General features: G+C 38.2%; 5 protein-coding genes. 1 reads left to right on the plus strand and 4 read right to left on the minus strand.

Annotated elements, in window-relative coordinates; all coding sequences use genetic code 11:
- Positions 1–47: 47 nt before the first annotated feature.
- From JNUCC80_RS05425 to JNUCC80_RS05440, 4 genes are all read right to left on the minus strand, one after another.
- The gene (locus JNUCC80_RS05425; protein WP_454152854.1) at positions 48–1,544 is read right to left on the minus strand and encodes a glycosyltransferase; all 1,497 of its coding nucleotides are present in this window, start codon (positions 1,542–1,544) and stop codon (positions 48–50) included.
- On the minus strand, positions 1,544–3,073 hold the full coding sequence (locus JNUCC80_RS05430; protein WP_454152855.1) for a glycosyltransferase: 1,530 nt from the start codon (positions 3,071–3,073) through the stop codon (positions 1,544–1,546). Before JNUCC80_RS05430 ends, JNUCC80_RS05425 begins: the two co-directional genes overlap by 1 nt.
- A gap of 96 nt (positions 3,074–3,169) precedes the next feature.
- Positions 3,170–4,531, minus strand: coding sequence for a branched-chain amino acid transport system II carrier protein (brnQ, locus tag JNUCC80_RS05435; protein WP_454152856.1), 1,362 nt, complete (start codon positions 4,529–4,531; stop codon positions 3,170–3,172).
- A 132-nt stretch (positions 4,532–4,663) separates the two neighbouring features.
- Entirely contained in the window at positions 4,664–13,450 is an 8,787-nt protein-coding gene (locus JNUCC80_RS05440) for a hypothetical protein (RefSeq protein WP_454152857.1), read from the minus strand.
- A 184-nt stretch (positions 13,451–13,634) separates the two neighbouring features.
- Here JNUCC80_RS05440 and JNUCC80_RS05445 point away from each other — a divergent pair, with 184 nt between their 5' ends.
- Positions 13,635–14,231: a hypothetical protein gene (locus JNUCC80_RS05445; RefSeq protein ID WP_454152858.1), complete on the plus strand. Its 597-nt coding sequence runs from the start codon at positions 13,635–13,637 to the stop codon at positions 14,229–14,231.
- Positions 14,232–14,301 lie beyond the last annotated feature (70 nt).

Consider the following 14,301-nt stretch of genomic DNA (forward strand, 5'->3'; position numbering starts at 1 on the left):
TACCAAAATAAAAAAAGCTTACATTTTTATGTAAGCTTTTTTGTTTGTTAAATTAGTACTTGTTGCCATTTTTGTATCATTTTATCTGAGCTATAATTTTTAGCCGTGCTATAAGCGTTTTGACTCATTTTATATAATCGTTTTTTATTTTCAAGCATTTTAATAATAGTTGAAGCAAGTTCTGTTATTCTATGACGTTCGACAATAAACCCATTTTCGCTATTTTCAATAATATCAGACACGCCATACAAACTTTGATAAGCAACACACGGTACACTATATGACATTGCTTCAATCAAACATAGCGGTTCAATATCTGCATTGCCCATGTAAACTAGTAGTTCTGCTGACTGGTAAGCCTCAGTTAAATCTGACTGATAGCCTTTAATCTTAATTGAATTTGAAAGGCTAAGGGTTTCGATTTTTTTCTCAATAGTATCATGTTCAGTTCCGTACCCATAAATATCTAACGTTGCATTAGGTAAAATCTGGATAACCTTTTCAAAGGCTTCAACTAATTCTATAACGTTATTTTTATCATCTAACTTCCCGGTATAAATCACCTTATTCTCTTGATGTGCCGTATCTTCGTCCAACATAGTATCTCGTTTAGTTTCAATTTGAATAGATGGTGAAATAACTTCGATTGGAATTGGTGATTCTCCACCATACCATTTAGTTAAATCGTTTTTTTGTTTAGTAGTGGCGACAATAATCTTGTCCCATTGGTCTTGATTTTGATAAATAGCATTAGTATATAACCCACTCATATCTGCGTAAATACCATCATCATCATCAATTGTATGTGGATTAGGCATGTACAAGATGTTCTTACCACGCGTTTGCATCCCCATAATCATGTCATACGAAATAGTTGGTCGATCACCAACAAAGGTCGCTTGCAAGTTGTCTTGACGATTTAATTCATCTAAAAAGAACGAAGCTAGTTCGGTTTCATTATCAAAATAAAATGTCTGATGATGGTAATGATGTAAAATAGTTCGAATGATAAATCCATTATCATCATAATAGTGTGTTATCTTTTGATTTTGATTTTTATCGTAATGAACTTCGTTAATTAGCAAGCCCTCTTTTGAAAAAAATTGATCGCGCGCTATAAATCCTCGACTATCGTAATCACGTTTCTTTACCAAGTTTCCTAAATAATCAAAATATTCAATATAGTAAACATGGCCAACTGTCCCCGGGACATGGTGAACTGCCATTACAACTTGTGATCCTCTAACGACATGGCTCACATTAGCTCCTGGTTTAACATCACAATCTTTTGAGATATTAAGATCATAGTTTTTTATGACTTTAGTTGGCACATCTAATGTCTGTCTAAAATAGTCATACATATTTAACATTTGAGTCCCGTCTAATCCAAACGATTTGAGGTTTTCAGTCATCATTGTGTTAAAATCTCGCGTTACTATTTTGGCAGGAATATTATTTTTTTTGAATAATTTAACACGTTTGATTTCAGCGTGTTCAATACTAGTATTCAATGTCATCAAATACTGATTCACAAAATAAATCATTAAAGTACCTCCTGATGATTTGTTTGATAAAATTTTTCAACCTGATTGAACAAAGGTCGCCAAGAACTATATACAGAATCCTTTGAATAGCGCTGACTATTCTGGTACGCATTATTGCTCATAAGTTGTGCTTTATTTAAATCACTAAAGTAATCAATTATTTTATTAGCTAGTTCATCACTATCATTGGGCTTTGTTAAATAGCCATCTTGTCCGTCAGTGATAATGTCTTTTGGACCATACTTAATATTGTAAGAAATTTGGGGAACACCCTGTGATAAACCTTCTAAGACAGACATTGCAAAACCTTCAACAGATGATGTTAGTAACTGCAATTGTATATTTTGATATGCTTCAGTGATATTGTCAGTATAATCTTCAAAACTAATTGTCTCTTCTAAGTTTTTTTCTCCAACTAGTTTTTTAACTTTTTGACCATAGTCACCATTTGAATAACCATAGAGATGCAATTTAACTTGTGGTATTACTTTTTTAACTTTTTCTAGGGCTCTAACCGCCTGTAACTGTTGCTTTTCAGGGGCAAGTCTAGCTATTAAGCCGATACTATAAGGTTCACGCGCTTCAAGTGATATTTTTTGCGGTTGTTCCACAGTTCCAACTGGGATTGTATACGTTTTATTTTCTAGATGATATCTATCATTAAAATCTGTCGTTTGTTCTTGAGTTGAAGCCAATAACGCCTGCCAGTTTTTTAAATGGTTTAGTGAATAATAAAAATTATTATTTAAATCTGAATGGAGCGGATTATCATTGTCAGCTAAATGTGAACTATGTAAAACTAAAATCTTGAAAACACGTTCATTCATGTGGAATAAACTGTACGCATATTCTGTGGCTCGGTCACCTATGTAAACAGCATTCCTATCTTTTTTGGCAAGTTCATCTAGGAAAAATGTTATCAAATCTTCTTCAGAATTGAATTCTAAATCCATGCCTTGATAATCCAACAGCTGATAAGATGTTGGTTTGACTTTTCCTTGTTTATCGGACATATAAAAAATTTGGCAAACAACCTTTCCAGAAGGTGCTAGTACCTGTTTGAAAGCTAATTCATTTTTCTTATCAAAATACTCTTCTACTCCAATAAACCCGCGAGTATCGTACCAACTCGTTTTGACAAGTTTACCATCTTTTGAGAGCAGTCTAATATTATCAACCCGTGAATCTTCCGTTGACTTAGTCATCAAAATTCGGATTGTCTTTTCTTTGTAATCAATCAAATAGTCATCGTTTTCTTTACGCATCACCATATTATTTGGAACTTTGAAATCATCTAAAGTATATGCTTTATTAGGTATCCTTTCATTTCTAAAAAAGTCATACATATTTAAATAATTCGAAAGCGGTATTCGACTCGCCTTTAAAATATCAGAGGCATTTAAAACCAAAGACCGCGTCACAATTTTATTAGCTATTCCATGCTCATCAAATAAATTCATTCGTTTTATTTGTGCGTGTTCAATACCCGACTTATTAATATCTATTTTCGTATTCAAAAAATAATACAAAAAATCACTCCTCTACAAGCTACTAGTTAATTTAGCCTCATTGTACTAAACGAAATTAAATTATTAAAAAAAAAGGTATTAAAAAAGACTAGCTTTTTAGCTAGTCTTTTCTTCAGTATTTCCTGAGTTTCCTAATTTTTGAAGAACAATTCCAATAACTAGTCCAACTGCAGCTGGTACTACCCATCCTAAACCTAAACTATAAAGTGGTAAGTACTTCGTCGCAAAATCAACAATACCTTTAACAAAGGCTGTATCACTCACGAATTTAGGTGCGTTACTCAACAAATCAAAAATTGCAGGTACCAGTGTAAATAAGGTTGTTACACCATAAACCCATTTATTGGGTTTCAAAACTGGTGTCAGAAGTGAAATAAAAATCAACGCAACAGCCAATGGGTAAATGAACATCAAAACAGGTACTGAATATTCAATCATTTTTGATAGCCCAACATTTGCAAAAATTGCAGGTAGAACTGCAGCTGCTGTCATGAACCATTTATATGACACTTTAGGGAACATTTTGTTCATTGCTTCACCAAATGATGTTACTAGTCCAATGGATGTTTTTAAACAAGCAATTAAGACCAAAACAGCTAGTAAAATGTTACCAAAATCACCCATGTAGTAACGAGCAACTTCTGCTAGTGCTGTCCCGCCGTCTGGTGCAATCCCGAACTTGTTCAAGCTTAATGTTCCCATCAAAGCAAGTAATAGGTAAATTACACCCATTAAGATTAAGGCAACCACACCTGATTTTGACATTTCACGAATTAAATCTTTAGGCTTATTAACACCTAAGCGGCGAATTGAATCAATAACAATTACACCAAAAGCAAGTGATGCCAAGGCATCCATTGTATTATATCCTTCAGTAAACCCTTTCAAGACAGCATTAGTTTGGTAAGCACCTTGAGGTTCGAATCCTAATCCACCCATAGGTTTTAGAAAAACAAATAACAAAATGATCCCTAATAAAATCAAGAAAATAGGTGTTAAATACTTCCCAACATAAGTCATGATTTTTCCTGGTCTTGTAGCAAAAAAGTATGTTGCACCAAAAAAGACAACAGAAAAAATACCTAAGAATAGTGGTGTTTGGCCTTCGCTAATAAAAGGTGCAAACCCAATCTGAAATGATGTTGTTGCAAGTCTTGGGATGGCAAAAAATGGGCCGATAACGAGGTATAACAACACCGTAAAAATATATCCGTATGTTTTGTTAACTTTTTTAGCTAAAAAGAATACCCCGCTGGATTGTGATAATCCAAGACCAATGATTCCAAGTAATGGTAAACCAACTGACGTAATTAAGAAACCGACGACGGCTAACCACACATTACCCCCTGCTTGTTGTCCCATTGCAATTGGAAAAATAATGTTTCCGGCACCAAAAAATAGTCCGAATAGCATCATTCCAATATACATCGTATCTTTAAATGATAACTTAGAATTCATTTTCATCATCTCCTTCAGTTTTTGTATTTATTAAAAAAATATTAAAAATAAACTCTTATCCATTACAATACTAGAATTCAAAATATTAATCAATAAAAAAAGTATAACTCTTTTTGAGTTATACTTTTTGATTTATTTTAAATACTGACTCTGGACCCAAATATTACTATCTGGCGCGTCAACTTGAGAATACCAAACACCCTCTATCATCTTAGCATCAAATACAGATACAGAAGATTCAGAATGCGTATAGCTACCTGTAATTGCTTCCATTGTTTGGTGGTTGTTTTGGTCCACTATCTGCCAATTTTGCACACCATATAGTGGTAAATAATCAACTTTTTTGACTTCTGGTGCTTTTAGATATTTTGCTTCTACCCAGCTATCGCTACCTTCGTCATCTATTTCGGCATAGTCAACGCCATCAATAGTTTTAATCAATCCTGTTATTTTGACATACTGACCGTCTTCAATATACTGATTATCCATTATTGGTTGATTATCCTTAAAATGCCAAGTTCTAATTCCATAACCAGCAACATAGTAAACTTTTCGTTGATTTTCGGCTTGCAAATATTGTGTCTGAATCCATTGACCACTGAACCTACCATATATTTTGGTGTATTCAGTACCATTTATAACTTTTGTTTCGTTAGAAACTTGGATATTTTCGCCAGATTCCACTAGTTCTCCAGATTCAGGGATATTGTTCTCCCCTATATCCCAAATTCTTACTGAATATCCTGGTACATAGTTCACCGTAGCCATCTTCAAATTTTCTTGAATATATTGATCATATCCTTCTTGATAAGACTTTTGAAAGTCCAAGGGTTCATTTGATACATCGTGAGGTATTCCTTTTTTAGCATCTGATATTCCCGCATCAAACCCATAATCATCATTTTGCCAATATAATGAGCTTCGGCTCTTAGCTTTAGAAAGAGCATTTTGGCTATCTGACAAAGCGGCATTAGCCAAACCTAACTGTACTTGTGCTATTTGTGATGCTTGTGATGCAACGGACGCAGCACTCGATGCCGTACTTGCTGCATTTCTAGCCTGGCGGGTATAGCTTACAGTTTCTTGATTATCATTTTCAGCTGCCGCAACATAACTTTCTGCTTTGCCTTCATCGCCAGCATTTGCCGCTGAAATAGCATTGGCATCAGCTTCACTTGCTGCAATAGCTGCACTGCTTGCATTTGAGGCTGCTGTACTTGCATCTGCTTTTGCTTGATTAGCAACAATTACAGCGCTTTCAGCTTTAATTGTTGCACTTGTAGCTTGTTGAAAAGCATTTGCAACAACTTGTGCGTCACTTTGTGCTTGGCTTGCGGCACTTTTTATCACAAAATCATTAGGATGTTGTTTAGCCAAATCATTAGTGTCATTTGTAACTTGATTTACAGTATTAACTGACCGACTAATGTCTTCGTTAGCAGCACTTGTAGTTTTAGAACTTTCAGTTGCTTGACTTGCACTATATTTTGCTGAATGTGCATAATCTTGAGCATCATTAGCATTAGTATTAGCCTCATTTACTGCACCATCACCCTGGTTAAGATTTTTGAGTGCTTGACTTGCCGCTGCTTCATGATCTTTGGCTGATTGGCTGGCTGTTTGGGCTGTTTCATTGGCTTGACTTGCTTGGTTAGCAGCTGATTCTGCTACGACAGCTGCACTTGAGGCTACTGTTGCAGCACTTGAAGCTGTATTTGTATAACTTGCAGCACTTGCTGCATCTGATTGTGCTTCAGTCACATAGCGTTGCGCATCTTGTTCATTTCCTGCTTTTTCTGCTGAAATAGCGTTGGCGTTTGCAACACTTGCGGCCGTGGCTGCACTGCTTGCATTTGCGGCTGCTTGACTTGCATCCGCTTTTGCTTGGTTTGCAACTGTTGTCGCACTTGTTGCTTGACTGCTTGCACTTTGCGCTGTTGCATTGGCTTTACTTGCTTGGTTGGCTTCATCTGTTGCTTGGCTTGCTTCAGTTTTAACAACTGTATTATCTGGATACTGATTGCTCAAACTATTAGCACTAGCTGCTGCACTTTGTGCTGCTGTATTAGCATCGTTTGCACTTGTTGCTGCATTTTGACCAACTGTATCAGCACTTGTTGCACTATTTGCATTGTCACTAGCTGATTTAGCATAGTTACCTGCTTGCGTTGCATCTGTATTAGCCGTTGTTACAGCACTAGTTCCTTGATCTTGGTTAGCAGTTGCTTGACTTGCCGCTGCTTCATGATCTTTGGCTGATTGGCTGGCTGTTTGGGCTGTTTCATTGGCTTGACTTGCTTGGTTAGCAGCTGATTCTGCTACGACAGCTGCACTTGAGGCTACTGTTGCAGCACTTGAAGCTGTATTTGTATAACTTGCAGCACTTGCTGCATCTGATTGTGCTTCAGTCACATAGCGTTGCGCATCTTGTTCATTTCCTGCTTTTTCTGCTGAAATAGCGTTGGCGTTTGCAACACTTGCGGCCGTGGCTGCACTGCTTGCATTTGCGGCTGCTTGACTTGCATCCGCTTTTGCTTGGTTTGCAACTGTTGTCGCACTTGTTGCTTGACTGCTTGCGCTTTGCGCTGTTGCATTAGCTTGACTTGCTTGGTTGGCTTCATCTGTTGCTTGGCTTGCTTCAGTTTTAACAACTGTATTACCTGGGTATTGATTGCTCAAACTATTAGCACTAGCTGCTGCACTTTGTGCTGCTGTATTAGCATCGTTTGCACTTGTTGCTGCATTTTGACCAACTGTATCAGCACTTGTTGCACTATTTGCATTGTCACTAGCTGATTTAGCATAGTTACCTGCTTGCGTTGCATCTGTATTAGCCGTTGTTACAGCACTAGTTCCTTGATCTTGGTTAGCAGTTGCTTGACTTGCCGCTGCTTCATGATCTTTGGCTGATTGGCTGGCTGTTTGGGCTGTTTCATTGGCTTGACTTGCTTGGTTAGCAGCTGATTCTGCTACGACAGCTGCACTTGAGGCTACTGTTGCAGCACTTGAAGCTGTATTTGTATAACTTGCAGCACTTGCTGCATCTGATTGTGCTTCAGTCACATAGCGTTGCGCATCTTGTTCATTTCCTGCTTTTTCTGCTGAAATAGCGTTGGCGTTTGCAACACTTGCGGCCGTGGCTGCACTGCTTGCATTTGCGGCTGCTTGACTTGCATCCGCTTTTGCTTGGTTTGCAACTGTTGTCGCACTTGTTGCTTGACTGCTTGCACTTTGCGCTGTTGCATTGGCTTTACTTGCTTGGTTGGCTTCATCTGTTGCTTGGCTTGCTTCAGTTTTAACAACTGTATTATCTGGATACTGATTGCTCAAACTATTAGCACTAGCTGCTGCACTTTGTGCTGCTGTATTAGCATCGTTTGCACTTGTTGCTGCATTTTGACCAACTGTATCAGCACTTGTTGCACTATTTGCATTGTCACTAGCTGATTTAGCATAGTTACCTGCTTGCGTTGCATCTGTATTAGCCGTTGTTACAGCACTAGTTCCTTGATCTTGGTTAGCAGTTGCTTGACTTGCCGCTGCTTCATGATCTTTGGCTGATTGGCTGGCTGTTTGGGCTGTTTCATTGGCTTGACTTGCTTGGTTAGCAGCTGATTCTGCTACGACAGCTGCACTTGAGGCTACTGTTGCAGCACTTGAAGCTGTATTTGTATAACTTGCAGCACTTGCTGCATCTGATTGTGCTTCAGTCACATAGCGTTGCGCATCTTGTTCATTTCCTGCTTTTTCTGCTGAAATAGCGTTGGCGTTTGCAACACTTGCGGCCGTGGCTGCACTGCTTGCATTTGCGGCTGCTTGACTTGCATCCGCTTTTGCTTGGTTTGCAACTGTTGTCGCACTTGTTGCTTGACTGCTTGCACTTTGCGCTGTTGCATTGGCTTTACTTGCTTGGTTGGCTTCATCTGTTGCTTGGCTTGCTTCAGTTTTAACAACTGTATTATCTGGATACTGATTGCTCAAACTATTAGCACTAGCTGCTGCACTTTGTGCTGCTGTATTAGCATCGTTTGCACTTGTTGCTGCATTTTGACCAACTGTATCAGCACTTGTTGCACTATTTGCATTGTCACTAGCTGATTTAGCATAGTTACCTGCTTGCGTTGCATCTGTATTAGCCGTTGTTACAGCACTAGTTCCTTGATCTTGGTTAGCAGTTGCTTGACTTGCCGCTGCTTCATGATCTTTGGCTGATTGGCTGGCTGTTTGGGCTGTTTCATTGGCTTGACTTGCTTGGTTAGCAGCTGATTCTGCTACGACAGCTGCACTTGAGGCTACTGTTGCAGCACTTGAAGCTGTATTTGTATAACTTGCAGCACTTGCTGCATCTGATTGTGCTTCAGTCACATAGCGTTGCGCATCTTGTTCATTTCCTGCTTTTTCTGCTGAAATAGCGTTGGCGTTTGCAACACTTGCGGCCGTGGCTGCACTGCTTGCATTTGCGGCTGCTTGACTTGCATCCGCTTTTGCTTGGTTTGCAACTGTTGTCGCACTTGTTGCTTGACTGCTTGCACTTTGCGCTGTTGCATTGGCTTTACTTGCTTGGTTGGCTTCATCTGTTGCTTGGCTTGCTTCAGTTTTAACAACTGTATTATCTGGATACTGATTGCTCAAACTATTAGCACTAGCTGCTGCACTTTGTGCTGCTGTATTAGCATCGTTTGCACTTGTTGCTGCATTTTGACCAACTGTATCAGCACTTGTTGCACTATTTGCATTGTCACTAGCTGATTTAGCATAGTTACCTGCTTGCGTTGCATCTGTATTAGCCGTTGTTACAGCACTAGTTCCTTGATCTTGGTTAGCAGTTGCTTGACTTGCCGCTGCTTCATGATCTTTGGCTGATTGGCTGGCTGTTTGGGCTGTTTCATTGGCTTGACTTGCTTGGTTAGCAGCTGATTCTGCTACGACAGCTGCACTTGAGGCTACTGTTGCAGCACTTGAAGCTGTATTTGTATAACTTGCAGCACTTGCTGCATCTGATTGTGCTTCAGTCACATAGCGTTGCGCATCTTGTTCATTTCCTGCTTTTTCTGCTGAAATAGCGTTGGCGTTTGCAACACTTGCGGCCGTGGCTGCACTGCTTGCATTTGCGGCTGCTTGACTTGCATCCGCTTTTGCTTGGTTTGCAACTGTTGTCGCACTTGTTGCTTGACTGCTTGCGCTTTGCGCTGTTGCATTGGCTTTACTTGCTTGGTTGGCTTCATCTGTTGCTTGGCTTGCTTCAGTTTTAACAACTGTATTATCTGGATACTGATTGCTCAAACTATTAGCACTAGCTGCTGCACTTTGCGCTGTTGTATTAGCATCGTTTGCACTTGTTGCTGCATTTTGACCAACTGTATCAGCACTTGTTGCACTATTTGCATTGTCACTAGCTGATTTAGCGTAGTTACCTGCTTGCGTTGCATTTGCTTGGGCTTGTGTTGAAGCTGTATTTGCCTCAGACAGTTGATTTTCTGCTTGGGTGGCATCCTCATTTGCTTTAACAGCCTCCATTGCTGCATTTGATGCTGCTATTTTAGAATCATCAGCATCTTTTGCTGCACTGCTTGCAATTAATTCTGCGCTTGATGCTTGATTTGCTGTCATTGATGCTTGATTTTGATTGTCCACAGCCATGCTTGCTGCACTTTGTGCAACTCCCATATAGCTTATAGCAGCATTGTAACTGCCAGCACCTTCGGCTGAAATTGCGCTTGATTTTGCTGCACTTGCCGCTACCTCCGCACGACTTGCATTTGATGCTGCTTGACTGGCACTTAAGTATGCACTTGAAGCTGTTCCTGCTGCGCTTGTAGCTAAGATTGATGAGCTTGATGCTTTGGCTTGTTCATCAAAAGCTTTGCTTGCTGCGCTAGAAGCTGCGCTTGCTGCATTTAAAATAGTGATATTTCCAGAATTTGCATTTGCCGTATTTGCAGCATTTGATGCAGCGCTACTTGCTGTATTTTTAGAAATGTTAGCACTCGCATTAGCATCTTTCGCATCATTTGAGTCCTCTGTTGCTTGATCAGCACTCGACTTAGCTTTTGCAGCATACCTTTGTGCACTCACATTTGCGTTACTTGCCTGGTTAAAAGCTGTATCGGTTGTATCAGGTATATAATTATTTTTTTTATTGATTATAGAATCAATATCTGCTTGGCTAAAATTAAATGGATTCAAGTGACTACTGATTATGTAATGGCCGTTGATTTTATAATTGTTTATCTGTGTTAAATCAAAACCTTGTGGCAAGGTGATTCTGTAAGGAATATCTTGTCCATCTTGCTGCGTCGCATCCTGAATGACATTGCTGTATTTACTGTTAGAATCCTGTATATCTTCTTTATTAGTTATTGTATTTGTTGGCAAAGGATTACCATTCTGATCAACGATTCCTAAATAAATACTATTTGTAGACTTATTATTTGTAGGCGTTGAACTAACAGTCTGTAAATCGCCGTTTACAACATAATTACCATTTGTATCAATATCTAATTTTAATGAGTTAGGGGTAAAACCAAAATCGGCAATTGACATAAACTCAACATATTTTGTTTTTGTATTGTCCGCAGCGTTTGAATAATAAAAAACCTGACTATTAATATTGGAACTATCTGTCATACCTTGACCAATTACTTGACCGCCGCCCATAGGAATTGAAATATTATGGTAAGGTGTATAGGTTCCATTATGATCAACATTAACATTGTTAGCCATCATATTACCATTAGTAAATAATTGACTTGCTGGACCACTGTTATTCCCCAAATCAAATATGGCTCCTTTAGATCCTGGATTATTAACCAAAACATTGCTTCCATTTAACAATGTCATATTCCCTGTACCGTCTGCCGTAGCTATTTTTATATTTGATTGGTTATTCACATTAACAGCACCTCCAGCGTACATCAACGTACTACTACTATCTGCTAAGTTCTGACCTGTAATATTGATAGTTCCTTTATCCATATTAACTTGACCACCAGCGATGGTTAATGCATATAAATAATTTAAACTAGTGTGGCCATTCATCGTAACATTTAGCATACCACCATTGATATTTAGCGTACCACCATTTTGATAATAAGCATTAGCTAAATTATTAGGACGACCGTTTTGGGCAACATACGAGTTGACCTGTGGATTAATATTAATAGATGCACCCTTATTAATGGAAACGTTCGAACTGTTTTCTACGAACAACCCAACCGCAACACCGCCACCAGGTGTTGAAGCACCACCTAAAGCATCTCCGGATGGCTTTAAATCTACTGTCGCTCCATCGTCAACTATCACATTTCCATTTCCCGTTACAGCTAAAGCTGTTCCTGAGTAAGTTGAACCAATGTAGTGGCTATTTTTAGCAAAAGTGATGGTTGATATTTCCATATTTTCCTGCGTGCTACCACTATTGACAGAAATAGGACCATACCCTGCAGGAGCTTCACCATTGACAAAATCTGGCACATACCTTTGGCTTCCTGTTGTAGCACTAGTAGGAAAATCCATTCCAATGTTCATAGGAGAATAGTTTTGACCACCGTTAACTGTTAAATTGTTGTATACGGTAACGTTAGCGTTGGTGGCATTTACCAACTGGGGGCCAGTGTAAGTTACGTTATTGTAAGATATATTCCCGCCGTTTTCTTTTTTCATAGGACCATAAAAATTACCACCATACATCGTAATATTTTTAATATTTAAATCAGTGTAGGCATCATCAGTAAAAGTATATGGACCATAATCCACTGTCTTTCCTTGACCATCAACTGTCAGATTACTTGTTGAAAAGTGCTGGATAAGTTCAGGAGCATTAGAGTAAGTTGTTTTACCATCTGCAGCAATAGCTGAGCTATAAATGCTGGTTGGTCTTCCATCGTTTCCGTATCCTGTTTTTCCGTTTATTCCTGTTGTTTCCCACATACTAATATTATTTAATATTTTAATGTTTTGAACACTACTATCTAAATAGCTTTGGTAGAGTTGAAACGATGTTGCGACAAGCTTTGTTTTAGTACTATCATAATACGATTTACCTAAGTTATAAGACTGGCTATACAATGAATCGACCAAGTCTGTAGAGTTTGTTTGCAAATTATTCCAATCAGGTAAAGTTATACTTGCTGGCAGTGGGGAATTATAGTTTGTCCCATCAGTGAAACCTTTATAAGCTGAATGATAACCTGCTACAAACTTTGCGTCCTGCCCTTGGATTCCTTTACTAAACCTGTTTTCTTTAAATGCTTGAATATCAGCTAGACCTTCGTTGTATCCAACGACCGTAGGATTATCACTGTTCCCTGATTCGTATCCTTTTTTAAACTGAGGTGAGGCATTTTCTGGTGGAATTTGAGATAATTGACTTTTAGTTTGACCCATTATATATCCACTGAATGCATCATTGTACCCCTTTATATATTCTGAAGTGTACTGATTGTTAGGTTCTTGATTGGCTAATGGACTAGTAGTTAATCCCGTACTAGCCTCATATGCACCATCTCTTTCTCCTTGATCGGCAGTTTGAGTCATATATGATGGTTGCATTTTACTCATTAAATTCTCGTCAAATTTAGTACTAGAATTGTCATTTGTCTGAACTGAATCACTTGTCGATTTACTTTTTTCGTTTGACTTATTGTTTGCATTATCAGCATCAGCCTGAGAAGCCTTAGCAGTACTGGTTCCATTCTGAACCGAGCCAGAATCGCTACCTGAACTATTCAAATTAGTAGTTCCAGTAGTATTTAGCGTTTGTGTTGAAGATACTTGAGCTGCTGTAACAGGGGCGCTATATGAAGCAATAGGAGTCCCAAGAAGCGCAAGCGTTGCAAGTGAAACAACAACCCACTGTTTTTTATGTTTTTTCATTACTTTTTTTTCATTAACTTTTTGGTATTGATTCTTGTTATACATAAATGCAGACCTCCGTAGGCTTCAACTTATAATCTAGTTATTTAAAGTCTATATTTTATGTCACCAGTCTAGTCCTATGATGAGTATTAGTAAATTATTTGGTCCTCAAATTATCAATAGTTTTTCTTAATTGATTTATGGTCTATGATAGTATAGTATATGCATATTTTTGATAGGAGATTTTATGAACAAACGCGTACTAACCACTGTCTTCATTTATATTACAACCATTGTTTTGCTTCTACTTTCTATGGTCATTAGTTTAAATACGGCTAGCCGTATTTTAAGAACAAAGTCGATTGAGCAACGCTTTGGGCAGTCCCATATTTTAGATTTGAAGGATCAATTGTCATCAAGACAGCAAGCCATCAATACTTCTAATAATAATGAACCAATATCCTTAGGTTCACATTTTTACGCTTTAAAGTCCGATAAGTCAGAAATTAATGGAAATTATCATAATATTAAAGCAGATCTTTCAATTTTTAATACAAGTAACCATTTAGTGGGCCACTTTACGGTCTTGAATAATTTTTTTGTCGAAAATAATCGTGTTTCCATTGTTGATATCACAAATGTAAACAGTGAATTGCATCCCTGGTTTATTCAGTATGGCGGCTATGGTCCTGCTACAAAAACAAATCACGATGTTACTGCTTCATTTACGTTTCAAGCTTGGATCGGCAGTTTTTCTGAAAAGGATTTCACAATAACTGCTAACACGACTTTGGATGCCGACGGAAGTCAAACAATTGAGTGGATAATATCGGACTTCTACTAAAAACAGCTATATTCAGTAGCTGTTTTTTTAATTTCAAACTAATTCTTGTCTTTTACTTTGATTAAATAAC

It is taken from the genome of Holzapfeliella sp. JNUCC 80 (assembly GCF_053667655.1).